Origin of the sequence: Bacteroides sp. An19, from assembly GCF_002160215.1 — a bacterium.
Lineage (GTDB): Bacteria > Bacteroidota > Bacteroidia > Bacteroidales > Bacteroidaceae > Phocaeicola > Phocaeicola intestinalis.
Map to the genome: position 1 here is coordinate 41,510 of NZ_NFKD01000002.1, position 25,366 is coordinate 66,875.

Annotated in this window: 23 protein-coding genes; 20 read left to right on the plus strand and 3 right to left on the minus strand. The window is 45.8% G+C overall.

Annotation, left to right across the window (positions count from 1 at the left end):
• Nucleotides 1–3: 3 nt before the first annotated feature.
• A complete protein-coding gene (locus B5F25_RS01260) occupies nucleotides 4–1,506 on the minus strand; it encodes a hypothetical protein (RefSeq protein ID WP_087247135.1) in 1,503 nt (500 codons plus the stop codon).
• Nucleotides 1,507–2,170: 664 nt separating this feature from the next.
• Nucleotides 2,171–2,377: a hypothetical protein gene (locus B5F25_RS21455; RefSeq protein ID WP_162614338.1), complete on the minus strand. Its 207-nt coding sequence runs from the start codon at nucleotides 2,375–2,377 to the stop codon at nucleotides 2,171–2,173.
• A gap of 123 nt (nucleotides 2,378–2,500) precedes the next feature.
• Between B5F25_RS21455 and B5F25_RS01265 the strand changes: the two genes are divergently transcribed.
• The 12 genes from B5F25_RS01265 (at nucleotide 2,501) to B5F25_RS21460 (ending at nucleotide 15,853) form a co-directional block, all read left to right on the plus strand.
• Nucleotides 2,501–2,902 carry a DUF5053 domain-containing protein gene (locus B5F25_RS01265; RefSeq protein ID WP_013617506.1) on the plus strand — a complete coding sequence of 134 codons (402 nt, stop codon included), beginning with the start codon at nucleotides 2,501–2,503 and terminating at the stop codon, nucleotides 2,900–2,902.
• A 296-nt stretch (nucleotides 2,903–3,198) separates the two neighbouring features.
• Complete coding sequence (locus B5F25_RS01270; RefSeq protein ID WP_087247137.1) at nucleotides 3,199–5,652, plus strand: FAD-dependent oxidoreductase; 2,454 nt, start codon at nucleotides 3,199–3,201, stop codon at nucleotides 5,650–5,652.
• 2 nt (nucleotides 5,653–5,654) lie between these two features.
• Nucleotides 5,655–6,014 carry a winged helix DNA-binding protein gene (locus B5F25_RS01275; protein WP_087209182.1) on the plus strand — a complete coding sequence of 120 codons (360 nt, stop codon included), beginning with the start codon at nucleotides 5,655–5,657 and terminating at the stop codon, nucleotides 6,012–6,014.
• Between the two features lie 105 nt (nucleotides 6,015–6,119).
• Complete coding sequence (locus tag B5F25_RS01280) at nucleotides 6,120–6,716, plus strand: epoxyqueuosine reductase QueH (protein ID WP_087209179.1); 597 nt, start codon at nucleotides 6,120–6,122, stop codon at nucleotides 6,714–6,716.
• Nucleotides 6,717–6,811: 95 nt separating this feature from the next.
• Nucleotides 6,812–8,485 (plus strand): amino acid permease, encoded by a 1,674-nt coding sequence (locus B5F25_RS01285; protein ID WP_087247139.1) that lies wholly within the window; start codon nucleotides 6,812–6,814, stop codon nucleotides 8,483–8,485.
• Nucleotides 8,486–8,581: 96 nt separating this feature from the next.
• The gene (gene cysQ / locus B5F25_RS01290; protein WP_087209173.1) at nucleotides 8,582–9,409 is read left to right on the plus strand and encodes a 3'(2'),5'-bisphosphate nucleotidase CysQ; all 828 of its coding nucleotides are present in this window, start codon (nucleotides 8,582–8,584) and stop codon (nucleotides 9,407–9,409) included.
• 166 nt (nucleotides 9,410–9,575) lie between these two features.
• Entirely contained in the window at nucleotides 9,576–11,144 is a 1,569-nt protein-coding gene (locus B5F25_RS01295) for an SLC13 family permease (RefSeq protein ID WP_087247141.1), read from the plus strand.
• 114 nt (nucleotides 11,145–11,258) lie between these two features.
• Complete coding sequence (gene cysC, locus B5F25_RS01300; protein WP_087247143.1) at nucleotides 11,259–11,867, plus strand: adenylyl-sulfate kinase; 609 nt, start codon at nucleotides 11,259–11,261, stop codon at nucleotides 11,865–11,867.
• 29 nt (nucleotides 11,868–11,896) lie between these two features.
• A complete protein-coding gene (gene cysD, locus B5F25_RS01305) occupies nucleotides 11,897–12,808 on the plus strand; it encodes a sulfate adenylyltransferase subunit CysD (RefSeq protein ID WP_022041010.1) in 912 nt (303 codons plus the stop codon).
• Between the two features lie 111 nt (nucleotides 12,809–12,919).
• Nucleotides 12,920–14,425: a sulfate adenylyltransferase subunit CysN gene (gene cysN, locus B5F25_RS01310; protein ID WP_022041011.1), complete on the plus strand. Its 1,506-nt coding sequence runs from the start codon at nucleotides 12,920–12,922 to the stop codon at nucleotides 14,423–14,425.
• Between the two features lie 91 nt (nucleotides 14,426–14,516).
• A complete protein-coding gene (locus tag B5F25_RS01315) occupies nucleotides 14,517–15,623 on the plus strand; it encodes a sulfotransferase (RefSeq protein ID WP_087209167.1) in 1,107 nt (368 codons plus the stop codon).
• Nucleotides 15,624–15,682: 59 nt separating this feature from the next.
• On the plus strand, nucleotides 15,683–15,853 hold the full coding sequence (locus B5F25_RS21460) for a hypothetical protein (RefSeq protein WP_158100067.1): 171 nt from the start codon (nucleotides 15,683–15,685) through the stop codon (nucleotides 15,851–15,853).
• A 73-nt stretch (nucleotides 15,854–15,926) separates the two neighbouring features.
• Here B5F25_RS21460 and guaA read toward each other — a convergent pair whose 3' ends face one another.
• Nucleotides 15,927–17,480, minus strand: a complete 1,554-nt coding sequence (guaA, locus tag B5F25_RS01320; RefSeq protein WP_022041013.1) for a glutamine-hydrolyzing GMP synthase — start codon at nucleotides 17,478–17,480, stop codon at nucleotides 15,927–15,929.
• Between the two features lie 393 nt (nucleotides 17,481–17,873).
• Between guaA and B5F25_RS01325 the strand changes: the two genes are divergently transcribed.
• The 8 genes from B5F25_RS01325 to B5F25_RS01355 all read left to right on the plus strand — a co-directional run bounded on the left by B5F25_RS01325 (nucleotide 17,874) and on the right by B5F25_RS01355 (nucleotide 25,311).
• A complete protein-coding gene (locus B5F25_RS01325) occupies nucleotides 17,874–19,013 on the plus strand; it encodes an N-acetyltransferase (protein ID WP_087247145.1) in 1,140 nt (379 codons plus the stop codon).
• A gap of 19 nt (nucleotides 19,014–19,032) precedes the next feature.
• Nucleotides 19,033–20,253, plus strand: a complete 1,221-nt coding sequence (locus B5F25_RS01330) for a beta-ketoacyl-[acyl-carrier-protein] synthase family protein (RefSeq protein WP_022041015.1) — start codon at nucleotides 19,033–19,035, stop codon at nucleotides 20,251–20,253.
• A 64-nt stretch (nucleotides 20,254–20,317) separates the two neighbouring features.
• The gene (locus B5F25_RS01335; RefSeq protein ID WP_022041016.1) at nucleotides 20,318–20,566 is read left to right on the plus strand and encodes an acyl carrier protein; all 249 of its coding nucleotides are present in this window, start codon (nucleotides 20,318–20,320) and stop codon (nucleotides 20,564–20,566) included.
• On the plus strand, nucleotides 20,563–20,976 hold the full coding sequence (locus B5F25_RS01340) for a beta-hydroxyacyl-ACP dehydratase (protein ID WP_022041017.1): 414 nt from the start codon (nucleotides 20,563–20,565) through the stop codon (nucleotides 20,974–20,976). Before B5F25_RS01335 ends, B5F25_RS01340 begins: the two co-directional genes overlap by 4 nt.
• Nucleotides 20,977–20,988: 12 nt before the next feature.
• Complete coding sequence (locus tag B5F25_RS01345; protein WP_022041018.1) at nucleotides 20,989–21,357, plus strand: hypothetical protein; 369 nt, start codon at nucleotides 20,989–20,991, stop codon at nucleotides 21,355–21,357.
• Nucleotides 21,354–23,204 carry a hypothetical protein gene (locus tag B5F25_RS01350; protein WP_241148329.1) on the plus strand — a complete coding sequence of 617 codons (1,851 nt, stop codon included), beginning with the start codon at nucleotides 21,354–21,356 and terminating at the stop codon, nucleotides 23,202–23,204. The genes B5F25_RS01345 and B5F25_RS01350 overlap by 4 nt, the downstream gene beginning before the upstream one ends.
• Nucleotides 23,204–23,839, plus strand: a complete 636-nt coding sequence (locus B5F25_RS22315) for an MMPL family transporter (RefSeq protein WP_241148330.1) — start codon at nucleotides 23,204–23,206, stop codon at nucleotides 23,837–23,839. The genes B5F25_RS01350 and B5F25_RS22315 overlap by 1 nt, the downstream gene beginning before the upstream one ends.
• The gene (locus tag B5F25_RS01355) at nucleotides 23,836–25,311 is read left to right on the plus strand and encodes an NAD(P)/FAD-dependent oxidoreductase (RefSeq protein ID WP_087247147.1); all 1,476 of its coding nucleotides are present in this window, start codon (nucleotides 23,836–23,838) and stop codon (nucleotides 25,309–25,311) included. Before B5F25_RS22315 ends, B5F25_RS01355 begins: the two co-directional genes overlap by 4 nt.
• The last annotated feature ends 55 nt before the right edge of the window (nucleotides 25,312–25,366 follow it).

Sequence of the window (25,366 nt, forward strand, 5' to 3'; positions counted from 1 at the left end):
TAATTACTCTCTTACTAATTTAGCTCGTCCCAAATGTGAATCGAAGTAGAAACGGTAAGTTCCGCCGGTTGTTACGGTTGGTTTAGACCATACGTCTTGACCGGTAGTAGGACCGGTATAATCCGGATTCTTCGATGCGCTTTGCGTATAATAACTGAACACGTCAAGGTCAGTTTCGCTAATGCTACACCATCTTACAGCGTTCCACCACGAACTGGTGTGGTAGTTGTGGATAATGAAGTTCATTTCTTCTCCTGTAGCCAGTTCCATCGGTTCACTATAGAAAATGTGCGGATTAGTAGTGTCTTGTGTGAATGATACCACTCCGGTCGGGTCGCTTGAAGTCAGACCGAAAGTAAAGGCAATGTATTCGCTTTGATCTCCCCACAAGTCGAAGCATTCTTCGCCATACGTCATATCCGTACCCCACGGGTCTTGCGCTTCTTCTACCGAATAAGTTCCTGCAATTTCGTAGGTCAAATCCCAAATGTTGAGATTAATAATGTAGTAAACATTTGCCTGGTCTAATACCAGAGGTTGTACCAAGTTCGGGTCGTTTGTCAGTACGGTATTGTCTTCCGAGTTGATACCATAACGAACAGAGAAGCTGGTAGGAGTCGGGATGAAGTAAACTTCGGTTCCTGCTTCTGCATTGTAATAAATAGCCTGATACTGGTATTCGCCTGTATGGTCTATGCACATCGGTACACCGAATACATCGCTGTTCAGTTCGGCTTCGGTAGCTACATCGGCTATATACATTTTTTCATAATCCATTACATCGGTCACACGGATGGTAGCGGTGCGTGTTACGATTTTACCGATGGTATCAGCCAATGTTACCGTGTATGCGTAATCCTGGATTTCTGCAGGGAAAGATACACTTTCTGTGTATTCACCGGTTGTCTGCATTCCTAAGTCAATGCGTTTGGGAAATCCTTCCAGACCTTCGATATCGATGTTCAGATAGTCTAGTCCACGATCATCGCTTAATGAAAAATTTAAATCCAATGTTGGAGTTTCTCCTTCACGTAAGATAACCGGAACGATACTTCCTTCATCGGGTGCGCCTGATACGAATACCGGATTTTCAAAGTCTCCATCAAGTGTGACTTTGACATCTTGTGTTACCGACCGTCCGCCTATATCGGTAATTGTTACCGTTACTGTATAGCTGTCGGCTATTTCATTTGCAGGCATGTCAAAGTTGTAACTCAACTCATACTCGGTTTGAGGTTCTCCATAGATTTCAATTAAATCAATGGTTTTGTTCAGATACAAGGCTTCACATTGCAATTGGATGGTTGAAATGCCGTCCGCATCGGTCAGTGTGCCTTCAATCGTAAATGTACGTCCTGCAGCAGTCTGTATGTGCAGAGTCGTCATTTCCGCAACAGGACTTTGCCCGTCTACATCGGGATAAGTGTCATCGTCACTACATCCCGTCACACATAGGCTCATTGGTAAGAGTGCCCATAGTGCCAGATTTAAGAAATGTTTCTTCATGCGATTTATTTTAAAGTTAATTACGTTTGCAAATATAGAGAAATCATAAATTAAAACAAATCTTTAATCGTGCAAATCACATGCATAAATCTTTCAAGAATGCCGTTTGAATGTATTCTGTGCCTGTTTGACCGGATTAACACACGTTGCCGGATTCGTGTTCCCGGCTGGTTGCATATCTGTTTCAGCGGACGGCCACAGGGTTAACCCTGTGCATGAATAGTAATAATACGAGTCAACCCGTACTACGAATAAGACTTAAAGTAGTCAACCTTTTCTACAAAGCTACATGGCAATGGACAAGAAACAGGCTTGGTTTTATATTCCACGGGCTGAAACGTACATTCCGCGGCGTGGAACGTATATTCCATGGGCTGGAACGTACATTCCGCGCCGTGGAATATAAAAGTAATTCAATGGAACAAAGGAAATCATTTGTTTCATCGGATGAATGTATGGAGGTTCGAAGGCTTCCTAACCAGAACTTTCTCTCATTGTGATGTAAAATAGTGACTGAAATATTTGTTGATAAACGAAAGTTTATCTATTTTTGTTGTATCAATAATGCAAATCGATAATGGAGAAAGAAATTGAAAAGCTGGAATTGCACATTGTCCGACTGGAACAAGCAATCCGGCAAGTACAACGGTTAAAATGAATGGGATTAGCCGATGAAAAGCGAATCAAAAGATTGATGAATACTTAGAAGCTGTTTTGAATTTCTCCAAAAAGTTTTTCTTGGCTTGATGTATCCGTTTTCGTGTGTGCTTTGGGCGATTTTTGGTCCTTTTCGCTCCTGTTCTTCGTCAGATAGCCCGCTATCTTCCTCATCACAGAAGCGAAAATGCCTCAAAAACTCATCCCAAATCATCGCACGATAAATTCAAAACAGCTTCTTAGATGGTATCATCAAGGCAAAAAGAGAACTTGAAGAATTAAAGAAAAAATAGAACTTACAGAGGGGGACCTCCCTCCTTTCTTAAATTAAAATAATATGGAGAAGAATTTGAAACAAGAACTGGAGTTGTTACGTGATGAGCTTGGCACACCTGCTTTTGACGAACGTTTGGATCGTATGGAAGGTGTATATACATCGGAAGAAGATAAAAAACTAATCGGTGAGTATGTGTCATTGATGTTGGAAGACATAGGAACAGGAGTGGATGAAGTTAATAAAGGGCTTGAGACCTTGCAGGTGGTTAAAAGCATTTCAGACATGATTTCATTCAAATATATCGCTGAAACTTATTTTAAAAAGTCGAAGGCATGGTTCTCGCAACGGTTGAACGGTAATGTGGTGCACGGCAAGGTGTGTCGTTTTACGGATGAAGAAATGCAGACGCTTCGTTTTGCCTTGCAAGATATCAGCAAAAAAATAGGCTCTCTTTCCATTTAGGGTGGTTTTATACTTCCATATAATATGAATCCGCATTCGGGCATAATATATACCCTCTGAAAACGAAGATATACTTCATCGGCAAACGAAGTATATCTTCATTTTCAATGTGGCGGGCTTCCCCTTTTCCTATATATCAGTTTTCATCTGTAGGCAGCATTTCTTATAAGCAGAGCTGCCTAATAATTGTTAACTTGATAAATATTTTCCATTGGAAATTTTGTCTTGTTAAATGTTTGTTGTTTATTTGCAAAAGTTTCCAATGGAAAATAATGTAAACGAAAAATAAAAGACGTATGAAGATTCTTATTGTAGGAGGAGTAGCGGGAGGAGCCACAGCAGCTGCCCGCATCCGTAGAAATACCGAAGAAGCCGAAATTATCCTGTTCGAGAAGGGAGCTTATATTTCGTATGCCAATTGTGGATTACCTTATTACATAGGTGGGGTTATCGAGGAACGCGAACGGCTTTTCGTACAGACGCCCGAAGCGTTCGGGAAGCGGTTTAACATCGATGTGCGCACGCTTTCGGAAGTGACGGCTATCAACCGGGAGCGGAAGGAAGTGACGGTCCGTACTGCCGAGGGGAAGGTGTATCGGGAAAGCTATGACAAACTCTTGCTTTCGCCGGGGGCGTCGCCCGTGCGTCCGCCTTTGAAAGGTATCGATTCGGAAGGCATCTTTACCTTGCGGAATGTAACCGATACCGACCGTATCAAGCGATACTTGGACGAAAAGCAGGTGAAACGCGCGGCGATTGTAGGCGGAGGCTTTATCGGGTTGGAGATGGCGGAAAACCTGGTGCATGCCGGAGTAGAGGTCTCGGTGGTAGAGATGGCAGACCAGGTGATGGGACCTATCGACTATTCGATGGCTTCGCTGGTGCACGGACATTTGATGCAAAAAGGGGTGAAGCTGTATTTAGGGCAGGCGGTAGAGGCGTTCGAACGGACGGATGCGGGCTTAGGAGTGACCTTCAAGTCGGGTATCCGCTTGCAGGTGGATATGGTGATATTGTCTATCGGAGTGCGTGCCGAAACGCGCCTTGCCTCGGAAGCAGGATTGAAGCTGGGCGAGATGAAAGGCATTTATGTGAATGAATATCTGCAGACTTCGGATGAGGCTGTTTATGCCGTGGGGGATGCGATAGAGTTTCCGCATCCCGTTACGGGAAAGCCGTGGCTGAATTTTCTTGCCGGTCCGGCAAACCGTCAGGCACGCATCGTGGCAGACAATATCGTATTCGGGAACAAAGCAGTGTATGAAGGTTCCATAGGTACGTCCATAGCCAAGGTGTTCGATATGACCGTGGCATCTGCCGGCTTGCCTGCCAAGCGTTTGAAGCAAATGGGAATTGCTTACCTTTCTTCTACGACGCATTCGGCTTCTCATGCCGGTTATTATCCGGGTGCGTTGCAAATGGCGGTTAAGGTAGTCTTTTCGCCCCAAGACGGAAAGCTGTACGGGGCACAGATAGTAGGATATGACGGGGTAGACAAACGGATTGACGAGTTTGCCCTGGTTATCAAGCAAGGCGGAACGGTGTACGACCTGACCCGGTTGGAACATGCGTATGCACCTCCTTTTTCTTCGGCAAAAGACCCGGTGGCAATAGCCGGTTACGTAGCCGGAAATATCCTGAGCGGAAAGATGACACCGCTGTATTGGCGCGAATTGAGGGATGCCGACCTGAGTCGGGTGACTTTGGTGGATGTGCGTACCCAAGATGAATTTGAGTTAGGAGCCATTCCGGGGGCTGTTAATATGCCGTTGGATGAATTGCGGGAGCATCTGGACGAGATACCGCGGGATAAGCCGGTGTGGGTGTATTGCGGTGTAGGATTGCGAGGCTATCTGGCAAGCAATATCCTGAAAGGCCATGGATTTAAAGAGGTGCGCAATCTGGTCGGAGGCATTAAGACGTATAAGGCTGCCGTGACACCGGTGGAACTGCCTTCGGAAGGCACCCCTTGTGTTTCGGCTGGCGGGGAAAAAGATTCTGGAACGGATATGCAACCAGACAAGGTGATAAAGGTCAATGCATGCGGCGTGCAGTGCCCCGGACCGATACTGAAGCTGAAGCAAGGAATGGAAGCGTTGCAGCCCGGACAATGTCTGGAGGTAAGTGCTACCGATGCCGGATTTCCACGTGATGCAGAAGCGTGGTGCCGTACGACAGGTAATCGTTTCCTTTCGAAAACGGAAGAAAACGGAGTGTATCGGGTGCGGATAGAGAAAGCCCAGGCGGTTCCTGCCGTAGGACAGAAAACGGCAGTTGGCGGGAAAGGCAAAACTTTTATTCTTTTCAGTGATGACCTTGATAAAACTTTAGCTACTTTTGTACTCGCAAACGGAGCGGCTGCTACGGGTGAGAAGGTGACCGTCTTCTTTACGTTCTGGGGGCTGAATGCCATCAAGAAGGAGCAGAAACCGAAGGTACGGAAGGATGTCTTCGGCAAGATGTTCGGCATGATGCTGCCTTCCGATTCGAGAAAGCTGAAGCTCTCGAAAATGAATATGGGCGGAATCGGTTCGAAGATGATGCGGTATGTCATGAAGCAAAAGGGAGTGGACTCGCTTGAATCGCTCCGCCAGCAAGCCATTGCCAACGGGGTGGAGTTCATAGCTTGCCAGATGTCGATGGACGTGATGGGAATAAAGCGTGAGGAACTGCTCGACTGTGTGACGATAGGTGGCGTGGCGACCTATATGGACCGTGCCGGTGAGGCAAATATGAATCTGTTTATTTGATTATGGAAAAGATACAATGTATATGTGTGATGCGCGACTTGCTGAAGGGGCTTTCCGAACTGGAGAACCGGCTGGAGGAAGCTTACGGGGTGTCGCTCAACGAGGCGATGGTGTTGTGTAGTGTGGGAGCGGAAACCGTGACGGCAGGAACCATTATCTCTTGTACGGGATTGACTTCGTCGCATGCTTCGAAGGTTATCCGTTCGGTAGAGGATAAGGGCTTGCTGGCACGCAAGCTGGGCGAGCAGGACAAACGCCAGATGTATTTCACGCTTACGCGGAAAGGAAAAGCTTGTCTGGAGAATATCAAGGAGCAGGGGGTGGAAGTGCCCGAATGGCTGGCTCCGTTGTTTTTTAGGTAACAAGGTCACGAGTTGACAAGGTGACAAGGCTTTAGATACATAGGTCGAACTATTTAGGACCTTGTCAACTCGTTACCTTGTCACCTCGTCACTTCATTAAAAAGTATGAAAAAGAAAAAAGAAGACTGGGAAGTGCCGGGCAATGCCGGACAGGTATTGCTGCATACATGTTGTGCGCCTTGTTCATCGGCAATTATTGAATGCCTGATGCAGCACGGGGTACGCCCTACCATTTATTATTGCAATCCGAACATTTATCCGGAAGAGGAATACCGGATCCGGAAAGAGGAATGTACCCGTTATGCACAGGCGTTGGGCTTGGATATCATCGATGCCGATTACGACCACGAGGCGTGGCGTTGTGCGGTTCGTGGCTTGGAAGGGGAGCCGGAAAGGGGAGGGCGTTGCCTGCAATGTTTCAGGTTGCGTTTGCGTGATACGGCACGTTATGCCCATGAACACGGTTTTACGGTGATTACTACTACGCTTGCTTCTTCACGCTGGAAGAGCTTGGACCAGATTAACGAAGCCGGACGCTATGCCGTAGAACCTTATCCCGACGTGACGTGGTGGGACAAGAACTGGCGGAAAGGCGGGTTGAGCGAACGCCGCATCCAGATTATCAAGGAATATGATTTCTATAACCAGCAATATTGCGGGTGCGAGTTCAGCATGCGGAAAGAAGAGGAAAATACTCCTTAAAGTTTATTGTGTGGTGTAAAGTTTGACTTCTTTTTCCTCAACTCACGGTTTTTTTGTATGTTTGCATCCTAAAATCAATATGCAACTTGCAAGAAATGGAAGGATTATTCGTCAGAAAAAGCATAGATGCCCTGCAGGAAGAAGCCGGGCAGACAGGAAATAAGACCCTGAAACGGGTATTGGGACCGGTCAGTCTGGTGGCTTTGGGGGTAGGCGTGATTATCGGAGCCGGGCTGTTTTCTATTACAGGGACAGTGGCTTCGGAATATACGGGACCTGCTATTACGCTTTCGTTTATCATAGCTGCGATAGGATGCTGTTTTGCCGGGCTTTGTTATGCCGAATTTGCCTCGATGATTCCGGTGGCAGGTAGTGCTTATACTTATTCGTATGCCACTATGGGAGAACTGATAGCTTGGATTATCGGATGGGACCTGGTGTTGGAATATACCGTGGCTGCTACTACGGTCAGTATCAGTTGGAGCCGTTATCTGGTGGTCTTTCTGCAAGGAGCAGGCATTGATTTGCCCCATACATTGACTGCTTGTCCGTGGGATGGGGGCATAGTCAATATATCTGCCATGGTGATTGTGGTATTGATGAGCCTTATTCTGATGCGAGGGACGGCGGGCAGTTCGTTTTTCAACGGACTGATTGTATTTTTGAAAATCAGTGTGATTCTGGTTTTTGTCATTTTGGGTTGGAAGTTCATTCAGGCAGATAATTATGTGCCATACATACCTGAAAATACCGGAAAACTGGGTGAGTTCGGATGGTCGGGTATTTTGCGGGGGGCAGCCATTGTGTTCTTTGCTTTCCTGGGATTCGACGCGGTAAGTACTGCGGCACAAGAAACGAAGAATCCCAAGCGCGATATGCCTATTGGTATTCTGGTATCTTTGCTCGTCTGTACGATATTGTACATTCTTTTTGCCCATGTGATGACGGGGGTAGCTCATTATACAGATTTCAAAGGTCAGGAAGGCATCGCTCCGGTAGCTGTGGCTATCGAGCAGATGGGATATGCCAATGCGCAGGGGGTGATAATGCCTGCTTACCCGTGGCTGAATAAGGCAATTGTACTTGCCATTCTTTTTGGTTATTGTTCGGTGATTATGGTTACTTTACTTGGTCAGAGCCGTGTGTTTCTCAGTATGAGCCGCGATGGTTTGTTGCCTCCTTTTTTTTCTCGTATCAATACACGTTTCCGTACACCGGTACATAGTAATTTCCTGTTTATGGTAGTGGTAAGCTTGCTTGCCGGTTTTGTTCCTGCCCAAGTGGCAGGCGAAATGACTAGTATCGGTACCTTGCTTGCTTTTACATTGGTTTGTGCTGCTGTGCTGATTGTGCGTAAGACGATGCCTGATGTGCATCGTGCATTCAAGACGCCGTGGGTCCCTTTTGTTCCCATTATGGGTATCCTTACATGTTTGTGTATGATGTGTTTTCTGCCGGCCGACACGTGGATTCGGTTGGTTCTTTGGATGTTGATAGGCTTGGATATCTATGTCAGTTATGGAAGAAAACACAGTAAACTGGAACCAGGAAGGGTTTATCGTAAAGGCGATACGGTATTGAATATCTTAGGACTGGTGCTGGCTGTGCTGAGTGTAATTACTGGTTTATGGCACCAGCAGACTGTAGGTTGGGAAGCCGACAAGACTTTGCTGGTCATTTCTTTTGTCTTTGCTTTTACCCATTGTGCTTATTATATGTGGCGGCTTTGGCATCAGGCAAGCGACTTGAAGCGGGCTCCGAAGTCATAAAAGAAGTTATAATGTAAGTACGCGGACAGAAAAAATGAAATATCAACCAATATAATATGGATAAAAAGCCGTTATTTTACGGCAATTTAAGACAATATGGATAAAAACAGACTATTTGTAGCCATACAGGCATCTTTGAAAGCCGGGGCTGCTATTATGGAAGTATATACCGACCCGAACGCAGATTTCGAGGTGGAACGGAAAGCTGACAATTCGCCTTTGACGATAGCCGACCGCAAGTCGCATCAGATTATTGTGCAGGAATTGTCGGCATTGCCTTATCCTGTGTTGAGCGAGGAAGGTAAAGAAATACCTGTTGCCGAGCGAAGAGGCTGGAATGAATTGTGGGTGGTAGATCCTTTGGACGGTACCAAAGAGTTTATCAAGCGTAATGGAGAATTTACGGTAAATATTGCTTTTGTGAAAGACGGACGTCCTGAGGCTGGAGTGATATATATACCGGTCAGGGAAGAGCTGTATTTTGCTGATGAGGTTTTGGGGGCTTATAAACTGGAACACGTTGCCCGTTTGAATCCAGAGGATACACTAGAGAGCCTGATAGGACGTGCACAACGTTTGCCTTACCCGGATGGGCGGACATACGGTACATTTGTTGTCGTGGCTTCGCGTTCGCATCTCAATGCTGAAACCGAGCATTTTATCGATGAAATGAAAAAGAAATATACCGAAGTACAAACCGTGTCGAAAGGAAGCTCGTTGAAACTTTGCCTCATAGCCGAAGGTAAAGCAGATGTCTATCCCCGATTTGCACCTACAATGGAATGGGATACAGCAGCCGGACACGCTATTGTACGTGCAGCAGGAGGTGAAGTGTATCAGGCTGAGACAAATCTTCCCCTTCGGTATAATAAAGAAGATTTGTTGAATCCGTGGTTTATCGCTTATCCTTGTATTGGTCGTTAAACGGAGTTATATTTGGAAGCCGAACGGAATTATATTGGAAGTTAAAGGGAACTATGTGGAAAATTAAAGGGGAGTCGGATATCAGTCACTCTGAAGTATTGGTCTTTTGTTGCTTCTGATTCCGGCGAGACATGACTTCTGAATTAAAAATAAACTTTTCAAGACTATGAATTTTGAAATACTTTTTGTGTTGCTGGGGCTGATAGGGATGCTCGTTGCGCTTATCTTGGATAAAATGCGTCCGGGCATTGTACTGTTGTCATTGGTCGTGGTGTTTATGGCGGCAGGTATTATCACTCCCAAACAGATGGTTGCCGGATTTAGCAATCGTGGCATGATAACGGTAGCTTTGTTGTTTTTGGTGAGTGAAGGTGTGCGCCAAAGTGGTGCACTAGCCACGGTCATTAAGAAATTGTTGCCCGAACGGAAAATGTCGGTAATGCAGGCACAGTTGCGTCTGTTGCCTGTTGTTAGTGCTTTTTCGGCTTTCCTTAACAATACTCCAGTAGTGGTTATCTTTGCACCTATTGTGAAAAACTGGGCAAAAAAAGTTGGGCTTTCGTGTACCAAGTTCCTCATTCCTTTGTCGTATGCTACGATTTTGGGTGGGTTGTGTACACTTATCGGAACATCTACCAATCTGGTGGTTCACGGTATGATGATTGACCGTGGTTTGCCGGGGTTGAAGATGTTCGATCTTGCCTATATTGGCATTCCCATCACAATAGCCGGACTTCTTTTCATTTTGTTTACCTCGAAGAAACTGCTTCCAGCCGAACGGCCCGATAATTTTGAGGAAGAAGAGGCAGATGCGGCGGAAGTGAAAGGACAGCATATAGTAGAAGTGGTGTTGGCATCACGTTTTCCTGGTTTGAAGCGCAAGTTGAAGAATTTTGATTTTAAACGTCGTTATGGGGCTGATATCAAGGAAATACGCCAGGGAGGCCAGGTTATCACCAAGAACTTGGGTGAAGTGAGGTTGCAGGAAGGTGACACACTGGTATTGCTTGCTGATGATGAGTTTACCAAGGCGTGGGGAGATTCTTCCGTTTTCCTGATGATGACTAATGGGCAGGAGATACCTTCGCGTCCGATGCCTGTGTGGAAGAAATGGACAGCATTGGCACTTTTGCTGATTATGATTATCGGTGCTACTATCGGTGAGCTTCCTTATTTTCAGGAACGTTTTCCCGGTGTGAAGATGGACATGTTTTTCTTTGCATCGGTTACGGCTGTGGTGATGGCTTGGCTTAAGATATTTCCTCCGAAAAAATATACTAAATATATCAGTTGGGACATACTTATCACCATAGCTTGTGCCTTTGCTATCAGTGCGGCGATGGAAGAATCCGGACTGGCGGCGTTGATAGCCAATTTTATTAAAGATGTGTCTGGTTCGTTGGGAGCTTGGGGAGCTTTGGCGTTGCTTTATTTTGTCACACTGGTTATTACCGAACTGGTAACCAACAATGCTGCAGCAGCACTTGCCTTTCCGCTTGCGCTGGAAACGGCTGCAGAATTCAACGTAGATCCGATGCCTTTCTTCATCGCTATCTGCATTGCTGCATCGGCAGGTTTTGCTACCCCCATCGGTTATCAGACTAACTTGATTGTGCAGGGAGCTGGTAATTATCGGTTTACCGATTTCTTGAAGATTGGTCTTCCGATGGATTTGATTGTGATGATTTTATCGGTAGGTCTTATCCCGCTGATATGGCCTTTTGTACAAGTGTGATTTTCAATGCGGACGAAAGAGATGCGGAAACGTTATATCCGAAGGGCTTGTCTTTCAGATAAATCTCATATCTTTAATGTCCGGCTATATAGATAGTAAACAGAAAGATAATAAATGAACAACATTTATCCTATATTCGACAAGATGCTGTCCCGTGCTGACAAGGAGAAACTGCTGGGGCAACGTGGATTGATGATTTGGTTTACCGGACTGAGTGGGTCGGGTAAGAGTACTCTTGCCATTGCGCTTGAACGTGAACTGCAACAACGGGGATTGCTTTGCCGCATCCTTGATGGGGATAATATCCGGAGTGGAATCAACAATAATTTGGGCTTTTCGCCAGAAGACAGGGTAGAGAATATCCGTCGCATAGCCGAAGTTGGCAAGTTGTTTGTTGATACAGGTATTATTACCATTGCCGCATTTATCAGTCCGAACAATGAACTTCGTGAAATGGCAGCACATATCATTGGTGCGGATGATTTTGTGGAAGTTTATGTCAGTACGCCGATAGAAGAATGCGAGCGGCGTGATGTGAAAGGCTTGTATGCCAAGGCACGTCGTGGGGAAATCAAGGAGTTTACAGGGGTTTCGGCTCCGTTTGAAGCACCTCAACATCCGGCACTTTCGCTCGATACTTCGAAGTTTTCGCTCGAAGAATCAGTGAACCAGCTCCTGCACTTGATTTTGCCCAAAGTGTCCGCCCCTCTGAGTAAGGAATGAAAAAAAAGAAAAAGCAAACATTATAAATTATGCAAGAAGAATACAACTTGAGCCACTTGAAAGAACTCGAAGCCGAGTCTATTCATATCATTCGTGAGGTGGCTTCCGAATTTGAAAACCCGGTGATGCTGTACAGTATCGGAAAAGATTCGTCGGTAATGGTGCGCCTTGCCGAAAAAGCCTTTGCTCCGGGCAAAGCGCCCTTTCCATTGATGCACATTGATTCGAAATGGAAATTTAAGGAAATGCTTCAGTTTCGTGATACATATGCCAAAGAACACGGCTGGAAACTTATTGTGGAAAGCAATATGGAAGCATTCCGTGCCGGAGTAGGCCCCTTTACTCACGGAAGTAAGGTACATACAGACTTGATGAAGACGCAAGCGTTGCTTCACGCTCTTGATAAATATAAGTTTGATGCTGCTTTTGGAGGAGCACGCCGTGATGAGGAAAAATCACGTGCCAAGGAACGCATCTTCTCTTTCCGTAACGAATTCCATCAGTGGGATCCCAAGAACCAGCGTCCCGAACTGTGGGACATCTACAATACTCGTATCCGTAAAGGGGAAAGCATCCGGGTCTTTCCTTTAAGCAACTGGACAGAACTGGATATCTGGCAATATATCCGTTTGGAAAAGATACCTATTGTGCCTTTGTATTTCGCCAAGGAACGTCCGGTAGTAAATATTGACGGGCAGCTTATCATGCCTGATGATGACCGTCTGCCCGAGAAATACCGCGATAAGATTGAAATGCGGAAAATCCGTTTCCGTACTTTGGGGTGCTGGCCGCTTACAGGGGCTATTGAAAGCGATGCCGATACCATAGAGAAGATTGTGGAGGAAATGATGACCACCACCAAGAGCGAACGCACAACCCGTGTTATAGACTTCGACCAGGACGCAAGTATGGAAGAGAAGAAACGGGAAGGATACTTTTAAATGAATAATTAATAATGAATAATTAATAACGATTCCTACATTCGTTTGTTGTTCATTACCTATTCATGTACCGTTATTAACTATTAATTGTTAATTATTAATTGAAGAAAAATGGAAGAAATAGATAAAACCAAATCAGGAAACCCGATGGAAGGCGAAGCCAGAGGCCGTATGTCAATTGAAGAGTTTCTGAAAAAAGATGAGGAGAAAGACCTGTTAAGGTTCCTTACTGCCGGTTCGGTAGACGATGGAAAGTCTACTCTTATCGGACGCTTGCTTTTCGATAGCAAGAAGATTTACGAAGACCAGCTTGTGGCATTGGAACGCGACAGCAAACGTGTGGGGAATGCCGGTGAGCACATTGATTATGCTTTGTTGCTCGACGGGTTGAAAGCAGAACGCGAGCAGGGGATTACCATTGATGTTGCTTACCGCTATTTCTCTACCAACAACCGTAAATTTATCATTGCCGACACTCCGGGGCACGAGCAATACACGCGCAATATGATTACCGGAGGCTCTACCGCTAATCTGGCGGTTATTCTTGTTGATGCACGTGCCGGAGTCATTACCCAAACCCGCCGCCACTCTTATCTTGTTTCCTTATTAGGCATCAAACACGTGGTATTGGCGGTGAACAAGATGGATCTTGTAGATTTTTCGGAAGAAATATTTGATAAAATAGTAGCGGATTATAAAGCATTCATCGCTCCATTGGGTGTGCCTGATGTGACTTGTATTCCACTTTCGGCACTTGATGGAGATAATGTGGTCGAAAAATCGGCACGTACTCCGTGGTACGCAGGTCCTTCCTTGTTGGAATATCTTGAAACCGTGCACATTGGTAACGACCATAATTTGAAAGATTTCCGTTATCCTGTGCAATACGTCTTGCGTCCTAATCTCGATTTCCGCGGATTTTCATCCAAAGTGGCTTCGGGCATCGTGCGCAAAGGAGATGAAGTGATGGCATTGCCTTCGGGGAAGAAAACCCGTGTAAAGGCAATCTATGCTTCTGATGGAGAATGCGATTATGCTTATCCGCCTATGTCGGTCACTCTGACCTTGGAGGACGAAATAGATGTGTCACGTGGCGAAATGCTGGTGCATCCTGACAATATGCCGTTGGTAGGACGTAACTTTGAGGCGATGCTTGTCTGGATGGACGAAGAAAAGATGGATATGGAAAAATCGTTCTTCCTGAAACAAACTACCAATACCAGCCGCACACGCATCGATAGTATCAAGTACAAGGTGGATGTCAACACGATGGAACACCTTTCAATTGAAAATGGACAGTTGACAAAAGAAACACTGCCTTTGGAGCTGAACCAGATAGCTCACGTGGTGTTCACGTCATCGAAAGAGCTTTTCTTCGACCCTTATGCCTGCAATAAGGCGACGGGGGCGTTCATCCTTATCGATCCGATAACCAACAATACCAGTGCAGCTGGCATGATTATCGGTAAGGTAGACGACAAGGACATGCATACTACGATGGAAATCCCGGTACTAGACCTGCCTAAGTTAGGGATTGCTCCCGAACACTATGATGCCATCGAAACCATTGCAAAAGAATTGGAGCGCCGTGGATACGCAATAGAGATAAAGAAATAAGTTTTTAATGAAGAATGAAGAATTAAGAATGAAGAATTTTGACTGGTTCACATCATTCTTAGTTCTTCATTCTTAATTCTTCATTTACAATATGGGCTTATTAGAATTTAGCAAATTGCCGGTTAACACCTTGGTAGGTGCCGACTGGAAGACATTCAACGAAATAACCAAAGGGCGTGCCATCGGTTCTGCTTATCGGGGAAAGTTCCGTCTGACAAAAGCAGTGTGCCGTCTGCTTTCTGTATTGAAACCCTTGCAGGATAAGAAGTATGCAAGCCTCCTGGCACAGAAGCCGCTCGAACATGATCCGGTATTCATTTTAGGGCACTGGCGCAGCGGAACCACCTTTATGCACAATGTTTTTTCATGTGACAAACATTTTGGTTATAACACTACCTACCAGACCGTATTCCCGCATCTGATGATGTGGGGGCAACCTTTCTTTAAGAAAAACATGAGCTGGCTAATGCCTGACAAGCGTCCTACCGATAACATGGAGCTTGCCGTTGACCTGCCTCAGGAGGAAGAGTTCGCCCTTACCAATATGATGCCTTATACGTATTATAACTTTTGGTTCCTGCCCAAGCACATGCAAGAGTATGCCGATAAGTATTTGCTTTTCGAAGATGTCACGGATGCTGAGTTGAAAGTGTTTGAGGAAACTTTTACCAAGCTTATCAAGATTTCGCTCTGGAACACTGGAGGCACCCAGTTTCTCAGTAAGAATCCCCCTCACACAGGCCGCGTGAAGGAATTGGTGAAGATGTTTCCCAATGCCAAGTTTATCTATTTAATGCGTAATCCGTATACGGTATTCGAGTCTACCCGGAGTTTCTTCACCAATACCATCAAACCTCTCCAACTTCAAGACATCAGTCCTGAAGAGTTGCAGCAGAACATCCTCACGGTGTACGACAAGCTCTATCACAAATATGAGGCTGACAAGCATTTCATTCCTGAGGGCAACCTGGTAGAGGTGCGTTTCGAGGATTATGAAAAGAACGCGTTCGACCTGACGCAGGAAATCTATCAGAAACTTTCTCTTCCTGGATTCGAAGAAGCACGTCCTGCCATTGAGGCATACGTCAACAAGAAGAAAGGCTATAAGAAGAACAAATACCAGTATAAGCCGGAAACAGTAGAGCTGGTGGAAAAGCACTGGGGATTTGCTCTTGATGAATGGGGATACAAGATCTGATTTATACAAATAGGGATTAAGAAGCAGTTTCTTAGAAGCTGTTTTGAATTTATCGTGCGATGATTTGGGATGAGTTTTTGAGGCATTTTCGCTTCTGTGATGAGGAAGATAGCGGGCTATCTGACGAAGAACAGGAGCGGAAAGGACCAAAAAATCGCCCAAAGCATACACGAAAACGGATACATCAAGCCAAGAAAAACTTTTTGGAGAAATTCAAAACATCTTCTTAATGAATGTCCTGATTAGCCAATACATATCTCCTGAAAACGAAGATATGTATCGGCTGATGGACATTCATTTTTTTTATTCCCACTCGATTGTGGCAGGTGGTTTCGATGAAATATCGTAGCAAACTCGGTTTACGCCTTTCACCTTGTTGATGATGTCATTCGATACCTTTGCCATAAATTCATAAGGAAGGTGTGCCCAGTCGGCTGTCATGGCATCAGTGCTTGTTACGGCACGTAGTGCAACTGCACGCTCGTAGGTGCGTTCATCACCCATTACACCTACGCTCTGCACAGGTAGAAGGATGACACCTGCTTGCCATACTTGGTCGTAGAGCGCAGTTTCTTTGCCTTCAGTATTTTTTGTTTTCCAATCGCGTAGACCTTGGATGAAAATATCATCGGCATCTTGAAGGATGCGTACTTTCTCGCGGGTAATGTCGCCCAGGATACGTACGGCAAGTCCCGGTCCAGGGAAAGGATGACGAGTGATGAGGTGTTCGGGCATACCCAGTTCACGGCCTACGCGGCGTACTTCGTCCTTGAATAAGAGACGGAGCGGTTCGCAAAGTTTCAGATTCATCTTTTCTGGTAATCCGCCTACGTTGTGGTGGCTTTTAATCACCGTACCTGTGATAGACAGGGATTCGATGCAGTCGGGGTAGATGGTTCCTTGCGCCAGCCATTTCACATCATGTATTTTGTGCGCTTCTTCATCAAATACGTCAATGAATCCTTTGCCGATGATTTTGCGTTTGCGTTCGGGTTCGGTCACGCCTGCCAGTTCGGTAAAGAATTTTTCGCTGGCATCAACACCGATGACATTCAGGCCAAGGCATTCATAGTCATGAAGTACATTGCGGAATTCATTCTTGCGTAACATACCGTGGTCGACAAAGATGCAAGTCAGGTTTTTGCCGATGGCTTTGTTGAGCAACACGGCTGCTACTGATGAGTCAACACCTCCGCTCAGCCCGAGTACTACTTTGTCATCACCTAATTGTTCTTTCAGTTGCGCAACTGTAGTTTCAATGAATGACGCCGCGCTCCAGTCTTGTTTGCCTCCGCAGATGTCTACTACGAAGTTTTTCAGGATTTGTGTGCCGTCTTCAGTGTGATACACTTCAGGATGGAACTGTACCCCCCATAGCTTTTCTCCTTCTGCCTGATAAGCGGCAACTGCTACTTTGTCGGTAGAGGCGATAATCTTGAAATTTTCGGGTAGAGACGTAATGGTGTCTCCATGGCTCATCCATACTTGCGAGTTTTCACGGACATCTTTCAGCAACGGATTATCGTGGTCGAACTTAGCCAGATGTGCCCGTCCGTATTCACGGGTATTGGCAGGTTCTACCTTGCCTCCGTTGGTGTATGCCATAAATTGTGCACCGTAGCAGATGCCTAAAACCGGATATTTGCCACGGATATTGCTCAAATCGATTTTGAAAGCCTTTTCATCGTAAACCGAGAAAGGGCTTCCCGACAGAATCACACCAATGACGGAAGGGTCGCCGAAAGGGAACTTGTTGTAGGGAACAATCTCGCAATACATGTTCAGTTCGCGCACGCGGCGTCCGATGAGCTGCGTGGTTTGCGAGCCGAAATCGAGAATAATAATCTTTTCCTGCATATTCAGTTCTGTATAAAATTGAAAGATTGGGCAAAGGTACTCATTTAAATTGAGAATTGAAAACAGGGTGTTGAAAATTCCAACGCAAACGTGTTTAATTTTTGCGGAGGTTTATTTTTGCAGGACATCGTTTCCGGCACGTATGTTTTTTTTTATACCATGCGTGGTATGAAATTGTGCCTTTTCTCACCACATATAGTATTAAGTGTCCGTATTCATATTAATTTGTTTTGAATCGTTATTCTGAAATGGAAAAATGTAAGCCTATCCTCTTTGCAACTATCGGAATAAGGAGGCTTTCCGGATGAATTTTGTTCTTTTTTTCACTAAAGTTCGTCAATATCACACTTGGTTTTGGCGGTTAGGTTCACCTTTTATAATTTCGTCATCGTTATGGAAAAATTGATAGTAAAAGAGGTTCAGACCGGGCGTGAAATGGACGATTTCGTACGGTTTCCCCATCGGTTGTATGCGGATTGTCCTTATTATGTGCCTGATTTGGATATGGATATACGTGAGACGTTCGACAAACGGAAAAATCCGGGGCTTGATTTCTCGGATATTCAGCCATTCATCGCTTATGATAGTCATGGAGATACGGTAGGGAGGATTGCCGGCATCATTAATCATCGTGCCAACGAAAAGTGGCATACGCGTAACGTTCGTTTCGGCTTTATTGAATTTGTCGATGATATTGAGGTGGCGGGAGCTTTGCTTCGTGCTGTAGAACAATGGGGGCGGACACGGGGAATGAATGCGATACAGGGACCGATGGGAATTTTCGACTTTGACAAGGAAGGTATGCTGGTGGATGATTTCGAGCAGGTCAGTTCTATGATTACCATCTATAATTATCCGTATTATCCCCGTCATTTGGAAGCATTGGGTTATGAGAAAGAAGTCGATTGGGTTCAGATTCGTGTACAGGTTCCCGAGGAGATTCCACCTAAATATGCCCGTGTGGCGGAATTGTCGAAAGAAATGTTTGGTTTGCAGGTAAGGAAGCTGACTTCGGCCGACATTTCAGAACGTAATTATGGTAAGAAAGTATTCGATTTATTGAATGTTTCCTATTCTCCTTTATTCGGATATACCGAATTGTCGGACAGGCAGATAGATGGCTATCTGAAACGTTATTTGCCTTTGCTTGACTTGCAGTTGCTTCCTGTGATAGAGAATGAGAAAGGTGAGCTGGTAGGCGTAGCGATAACGATGCCCAGTCTTTCGAATGCGTTACGGAAGGGAGGTGGAAGACTTTTCCCGTGGGGATGGTATCCGTTGCTGCGTGCATTGAAATGGAAACGGGAAGAGAAGGCAGAACTTTTTCTGATAGCTGTCCGCCCTGATTACCAGGGATTGGGTGTGAATGCCTTGTTTTTTGCTGATCTGATACCGGTCTATAACAAGTATGGTTTCACCTGGGCAGAAACAGGACCGCAATTGGAAACAAATGTAAAGGAACTTTCACAATGGAAACCTCTACATCCGGAAATCGTGAAAAGGAGGCGGTGTTATCGGAAAGTGTTGGAATAAAATAATAAACTGATAGAATATGAGAAGAGTAGTAATAACCGGTATGGGTATCTGGTCGTGTCTGGGTACGACACTGGATGAAGTGTGCCGGTCTTTGTATACAGGAAAAAGTGGAATCGTATTCAGCCCTGAACGTAAGGATGCAGGATTCCGTTCGGCTTTATGTGCACAGATAGCCAAGCCCGACTTGAAACCTTTTGTGTCGCGCAATCTGCGTCAGTTTATGCCCGAAGAGGCGCAATATGCCTATATGGCTACACGTGCGGCACTGGAGCAGGCCAGACTGGAGCCTGACTATATCGAGCAGCATGAAATAGGCATCATTTATGGAAATGATTCGGTGTCTGAAGCTACTATGACCGGGCTTGACAAGTTTCGTGAGTTTCACGATACGGCGGCATGTGGAAGCGGTACCATTTTCCAGTCGATGAACTCTACCGTGACTATGAACCTTGCTTGTCTGTTTAAATTGAAAGGTATCAATCTGACAGCATCCGCCGCTTGTGCCTCAGGCTCCCAGTCGGTAGGACTTGCGTATTTGCTTATTCGAAATGGCTTGCAGGATTGTATCGTGTGCGGTGGAGCGCAAGAAGCCAATATGTATGGCGTGGCGGCTTTCGATGGCATCCAGTCGTTCTCTATACGTGAGGACGAACCTGCCAAGGCGAGTCGTCCGTTCGATAAGGACCGGGATGGTCTGGTGCCTGGAGGAGGGGCAGCTACGTTGATTGTAGAGAGTTACGAACATGCTGTAAAGCGAGGTGCTCCTATCCTTGCCGAAGTCGTAAGCTGGGGATTCTCGGGCAACGGTGCGCATATATCTACTCCCAATGTAGAAGGTCCGGCACGCTCGCTGGAACTGTGTCTGAAGAATGGGAACGTGTCTCCCGATGAGATAGGTTACATCAATGCTCATGCCACTTCCACACGTATCGGTGATAGCCGGGAGGCACTGGCGATAGCACAGGTGTTTGGTGAGCTTCCGGTACCGGTCACTTCCACCAAGAGCCAGACAGGGCACGAGATGTGGATGGCTGGTGCCAGTGAACTGATTTATTCCATTCTGATGATGAAGAATGATTTCATAGCCGGAAACATCAATTTCGAGCATCCCGATGAAGATACAGCCCGTATTCATGTGCTTCCGGAGACGCGTCCCATACATTTCGATATGTTTTTGTCGAACTCGTTCGGCTTTGGAGGTACAAATTCGACGTTGATTGTCCGGAATGAGGGATGACGGATACGATGGAGCTGTTTTGTATGATGATTTATAAATTAAGTAAATAAATAAAAACTAAGTTATGACACGCGAAGAAATCATTGAAAAAGTCAACACGTTGTTGGCAGAAGAATTTGAAGTAGAAGCATCTACATTGACTCCCGATGCAAATGTTAAGGAAACCCTTTCGCTGGACAGTCTGAGTCTGGTAGACCTGGTGGCACTTATCCAGCAGACTTATCAGGTGAAGATTCCTGTTTCGGATTTGCGTCAGATACAGACGTTTACCGATTTGTATGATTATATCGAATCACATTTGCCTGCGGCATGATGAAAGTGGATATACAGGCGTTGATTCCACAACGTGAGCCGATAATCATGGTCGACAGGCTGGATAAGGTGGAGCATGCGTATGCGGAAACTTCGTTGGAAATCCGTCCGGACAATTTTTTTGTTGCTCCGGACGGACGATTGGAAGAGGCGGGAATCATTGAGCATATTGCTCAGTCGGCTTTGGCATTTGCCGGTTATTGGGCTTTGCAGGCCGGAGCTTCCGAACCTCCGGTAGGATATATTGGTGAAGTGAAGAAATTCCATTGCTACCGTTGTCCGCAAACGGGAGAAATCCTGCATACCCGGATTACAATAGAAGCCGAAGCGGAAGGCATCACTCTGGTAAGAGGAGAGACTTCCGGCAACGGTACTCCGGTAGCAGATACTCAGATGAAAATATCCATTTAAGAGAGTTGAGACATGTTACTCAGAAACAATTATTATAAGGTATATAGTGCACATTATGGAGCCGAAGACGCTCTTTTTCATGTTGCTTTGTTGCCCGGATGCGATGTATATCGGGGGCATTTCCCCGGCAGGCCTGTATGTCCGGGGGCATGTAATATCGAGATGATGAAAGAATGTGTGGAAGAAGCGGTAGGCAAATGTGTATCTATTGTTTTCATTAAACAATGCCGGTTTACTTCGCTGGCATCTCCCGATGTGTGTCCCGAATTGGATCTCCGTCTGCATTTTCAGGTATTGGGGGAAGGAAGGTTCCTGTTGACCGCTACTCTATCCGATGCAGGTATTACGTATATGGAATTTAAAGGAGAGATAGAGAAATGACAGAACTTTGCATCAGAATTTATCGTTTTTTCCGGCGTCATCGTATGGTGTGTTGGATATCTCTGGTTGTGTTGTTTGCTTTCTTTGGGTATTGTGCTTCATGCATTCATCTGGAGGAGGACATCAATAAACTGATGCCTTCTTCGAAAAACGAAGATGGTACGACCAAGCTGGCTTTTGCCAACTTGCGTATTAAGGACAAGACATTTTTGGTATTCGAAGGCAAAGAGGGTGTTTCTACCGAACGTATGGCAGAGGTGTGTGATGCCTTTATTGATTCGTTGCAGGCTAAGGATGCCTTGTCCGATTCATTACACCGGGTGATAGAGGAGGTGTTTTACCGTTTGCCTGAAGAACTCTTGCCGGATGCCATTGATTACCTGAGTGGACATTTCCCTGCTTATATCGATACAAGCTTTTATGCCTGCATCGACACGATGCTGACCGAAAAGCATTTTCGCCGGCAGATGGAGATGAACCGGAAGGATTTGCTCAGCCCGATAGGCACGTTATATCCCGAACTTATCCAGATGGATCCGCTAGGTATGCGTATGCTTCTGAAGGAGCAATTCTTGCCGGCATCAGCTGGAGAGAAAAAAGGAGGTTATAAAATCCTTGACGGGCATATTTTCGTAAGTGACTCTACGGTGTGTGTGGCATTTATTACGCCCCGCTATTCGGCAACTAATACAGGTCAAGGTTCTGCTTTGTTTACGATGTTGAATGAACAGATAGCTCAATTTGCCCAGACGGCTCCTGACATCAAGATAGCTTATCACGGTACGCCTGCCAGTGGCTTTTATAATTCGAAACAAATCAAGTCGGACTTGGCTGGCACCCTTTCCGGTTCGTTGCTTTTCGTATTGGCTTTTATTTTTGTTTGCTATCGCAATTGGGATACACTTCCTTTGTTGGTTTTGCCCGTCCTGTTCGGAACGTTATTCGGACTTGCTTTGATGTATTTCATCAAGGGACAATTTTCATTGTTGGCATTGGGTATCGGAGCGGTTATTTTGGGTGTGGCATTCAGTTATGTGTTACACATCATCACCCATTATAAGTATGTTGGTAATCCCGAACAGGTCTTGCGTGACGAAGTCAAGCCGGTGTGTCTGGGTTGTCTTACAACCATTGGCTCGTTTATGGGAGTAGTATTTATTCGTACCGAGTTGTTGCAGGACTTCGGACTTTTTGCCACTTTCGCCATTCTGGGCACTACGGCATTCAGCTTGATCTATTTGCCGCAGTTCTTAAGTCCGAAGCGAAATAAGTTGAACCGGCGTGCCTTTGCCTTAATTGACCGTATCAATGCGGTGCCGTTCGACAGAAGCAAACCTTTATTGATTGTTATTCTGGTGGTAACTGTGGCTTGTATCGGACTTTACCTGGCCGGAGGCACACGTTTTGATGCTGATATGCATAACCTGGGATATAAGGCAGATATTACCACCTATTCGGAAGAATTGTTGCGAAGCAAGACGTATACGGGCGATAAAGAGAAATATTTCGCCACTTCTGGAGCTACGATGGAAGAGGCGGTGGAGCGTTTTGCCGGAATGGCCCGGAAACTGGATTCGCTTCAGCAGGCAGGACTAGTGAAAGGTTATACACGTACCGACCGGATATTCGTTCCTTTACGTGTGCAACAAGAACGTATAGATGCCTGGAAAGCATATTGGAACGAAGACCGTCTGAAACGGGTGCACGAGTTGATTACCCGTACGGCACCTCAGGTTGGCTTGCGTCCCGAAGCTTTTGACTTGTTTTTCGAATATGCTACTGCCGATTATCATCCGATGCCTTGTATGAGGCGGGTATCATCCCTGCAGGATATCAGTCTACATTAATGGAGCAATCGTATAATGGCGAATACCTGTGTTTTACGTCGGTGAGATGCGCCAATGATACGGTGCGTAGCAAGACGAGCGATTATCATCGTATTTGCGATGCTATTGCAACACAGCCTCACATGTTGGTGTTGGATACCTATTATTATACTACGGATACTTTGATGCAATTGAACGATGACTTCAGTGTATTGCAATGGGTTTCTATGCTTTTTGTCTTGCTGGTCTTGTTTTTCAGCTTCAGGGGGAATATCCGGTATACGTTACTGGGATTTATGCCGATTGTATTCAGTTGGCTTATTGTATTGGGAATGATGGTGTTGTTCGATATGAGTTTTAATCTTATCAACATCATTATCTCTACTTTTATTTTTGGTATCGGAGTGGATTATAGCATCTTTGTTATGAGTGGACTGATAGGAGAAGAACGCGACACGCGATTGCTGGGATACCATAAAACCGCTATTTTCTTCAGTGCGGTTATATTAGTGGTAACTGTAGGCTCGATGTTGTTTGCGGTACATCCGGCAATCCGTTCGGTGGGCTTCTCTACCTTGGTCGGATTGCTGGCGGCTGTTATTATCTCTTATGTGCTACAGCCCGCTGTGTTCAGAATGATTCAGAAGAAGAAATGAAATACGACATTATAATAATAGGAGGCGGACTGGGGGGACTGGTGTGTGGCTGTATCCTTTCACGGGCGGGAAAACGCCTGCTCGTGCTGGAGAAAGGAAAGCATACAGGTGGATGTATCCAGAGTTATCGCCGGGGAGGAATGGAGTTTGATACAGGGTTCCATTATGTGGGAGGACTGGAGGAAGGACAACTCTTGCGTCGGGTATTCGACTATTTGGAATTGATGAAACTTCCGTGGAAGCGCATGGATGAGGTGGTCGACCGTGTGATGATAGGAAAGCGTACCTTTGCACTGGCACAAGGTTATGACCGGTTTGCCCAAATGCTTGCCGATGAGTTTCCGGCGAAAAGAGATGCCTTATACCAATATGCTGATTTGTTGAAGCGGACGGAAGAAATGCAGCTGAATGCCTTGAACCCTCATTCATCGGATATGGATTTCCATACTTGGATGTTGGAGACCAATGCGTACCGGTATCTGCAGGAGAAGTTTGACGATTCTTTGCTGGTCGACGTGCTGAGTGGTGCTTCACTGAAGATGGAACTGAGAAAAGACACATTGCCGTTGTTTACATTTGCTCATGGCTATTGTGGTTATGTGGGCAGTAGTTGGCGGATTGCAGGCAGTGGTTCGCTGATAGCAGAGGCGTTGGCAGAACAAATCCGTTCGCAGGGAGGCGAGGTGATATGTAATGCGGAAGTAGATGAATTACTGGAAAAGGAAGGTCAACTGACGGGAGTCCGGTGTAAGGACGGAAGAATTTACGAAGGGATACAATTCATTTGTGCCACCCATCCGGCAGAGATGTGCCGGATGTTGAAGCAAGGGGGATTGCTGAAGAATGTGTATCGTCACCGGATATGCCGGCAGGAAAACACCAATGGGATGTTTACGGTATCGTTGTGCCTGAAACCTCATGCATTGCCTTATGCGAACTGGAATTACTATGTATATCGGCATCCTGATATTTGGACATATCCGTCAGATGGAGAAATTGACCGAGTATTGGTAGCCAGTCATGTTCCGGACGATGGAGGAGAGTATGTGCGGCAAATCGATTTATTGGCTCCGATGGACTGGAGTCTGTGCCGTCCATGGATATTTACCCAAGTAGGTAAGAGAGGGCCGGAGTATGAGGCAATGAAACTCCGTATGGCAGATGCCTGTATGACATTGGCCGAATCGTGTATACCTGGTTTGCGGAGAGCGGTCGTGCAATGTTATACCAGTACTCCGCTTACATACCGTGACTATGTGCATACTCCCGACGGGTCGGCTTACGGCATGCGGAAAGATTTCAACAGTCCGTTTGGAGGGATGCTTCCGGTGCGTACGCCCATTCCCGACCTGTTCCTCACAGGACAAAGCCTGATGGTGCATGGTGTGCAAGGTGTAACTATGACCGCGCTTTTCACGTGTGCGGAAATTATAGGACGGGATTGGATATGGAAGCAAGTGATACAGAAATAGAATATAGTTAATTTAAAGACAGAACATATATGGAACTACAGACGGATGTATATGC

Bases quoted from the DNA above. Each gene is read 5' to 3' on its own strand.
- cysC (WP_087247143.1), top strand. From the start codon at position 11,259: ATGAACAACATTTATCCTATATTCGACAAGATGCTGTCCCGTGCTGAC.
- cysD (WP_022041010.1), top strand. From the start codon at position 11,897: ATGCAAGAAGAATACAACTTGAGCCACTTGAAAGAACTCGAAGCCGAG.
- B5F25_RS01325 (WP_087247145.1), top strand. From the start codon at position 17,874: ATGGAAAAATTGATAGTAAAAGAGGTTCAGACCGGGCGTGAAATGGAC.
- B5F25_RS21455 (WP_162614338.1), bottom strand. From the start codon at position 2,377: ATGATTTGGGATGAGTTTTTGAGGCATTTTCGCTTCTGTGATGAGGAA.
- B5F25_RS01275 (WP_087209182.1), top strand. From the start codon at position 5,655: ATGGAAAAGATACAATGTATATGTGTGATGCGCGACTTGCTGAAGGGG.
- B5F25_RS21460 (WP_158100067.1), top strand. From the start codon at position 15,683: ATGATTTGGGATGAGTTTTTGAGGCATTTTCGCTTCTGTGATGAGGAA.
- cysN (WP_022041011.1), top strand. From the start codon at position 12,920: ATGGAAGAAATAGATAAAACCAAATCAGGAAACCCGATGGAAGGCGAA.
- B5F25_RS01295 (WP_087247141.1), top strand. From the start codon at position 9,576: ATGAATTTTGAAATACTTTTTGTGTTGCTGGGGCTGATAGGGATGCTC.
- B5F25_RS01315 (WP_087209167.1), top strand. From the start codon at position 14,517: ATGGGCTTATTAGAATTTAGCAAATTGCCGGTTAACACCTTGGTAGGT.
- B5F25_RS01350 (WP_241148329.1), top strand. From the start codon at position 21,354: ATGACAGAACTTTGCATCAGAATTTATCGTTTTTTCCGGCGTCATCGT.
- cysQ (WP_087209173.1), top strand. From the start codon at position 8,582: ATGGATAAAAACAGACTATTTGTAGCCATACAGGCATCTTTGAAAGCC.
- B5F25_RS01330 (WP_022041015.1), top strand. From the start codon at position 19,033: ATGAGAAGAGTAGTAATAACCGGTATGGGTATCTGGTCGTGTCTGGGT.
- B5F25_RS01335 (WP_022041016.1), top strand. From the start codon at position 20,318: ATGACACGCGAAGAAATCATTGAAAAAGTCAACACGTTGTTGGCAGAA.
- guaA (WP_022041013.1), bottom strand. From the start codon at position 17,480: ATGCAGGAAAAGATTATTATTCTCGATTTCGGCTCGCAAACCACGCAG.
- B5F25_RS01355 (WP_087247147.1), top strand. From the start codon at position 23,836: ATGAAATACGACATTATAATAATAGGAGGCGGACTGGGGGGACTGGTG.
- B5F25_RS01270 (WP_087247137.1), top strand. From the start codon at position 3,199: ATGAAGATTCTTATTGTAGGAGGAGTAGCGGGAGGAGCCACAGCAGCT.
- B5F25_RS01340 (WP_022041017.1), top strand. From the start codon at position 20,563: ATGATGAAAGTGGATATACAGGCGTTGATTCCACAACGTGAGCCGATA.
- B5F25_RS01285 (WP_087247139.1), top strand. From the start codon at position 6,812: ATGGAAGGATTATTCGTCAGAAAAAGCATAGATGCCCTGCAGGAAGAA.
- B5F25_RS01345 (WP_022041018.1), top strand. From the start codon at position 20,989: ATGTTACTCAGAAACAATTATTATAAGGTATATAGTGCACATTATGGA.
- B5F25_RS22315 (WP_241148330.1), top strand. From the start codon at position 23,204: ATGGAGCAATCGTATAATGGCGAATACCTGTGTTTTACGTCGGTGAGA.
- B5F25_RS01265 (WP_013617506.1), top strand. From the start codon at position 2,501: ATGGAGAAGAATTTGAAACAAGAACTGGAGTTGTTACGTGATGAGCTT.
- B5F25_RS01260 (WP_087247135.1), bottom strand. From the start codon at position 1,506: ATGAAGAAACATTTCTTAAATCTGGCACTATGGGCACTCTTACCAATG.
- B5F25_RS01280 (WP_087209179.1), top strand. From the start codon at position 6,120: ATGAAAAAGAAAAAAGAAGACTGGGAAGTGCCGGGCAATGCCGGACAG.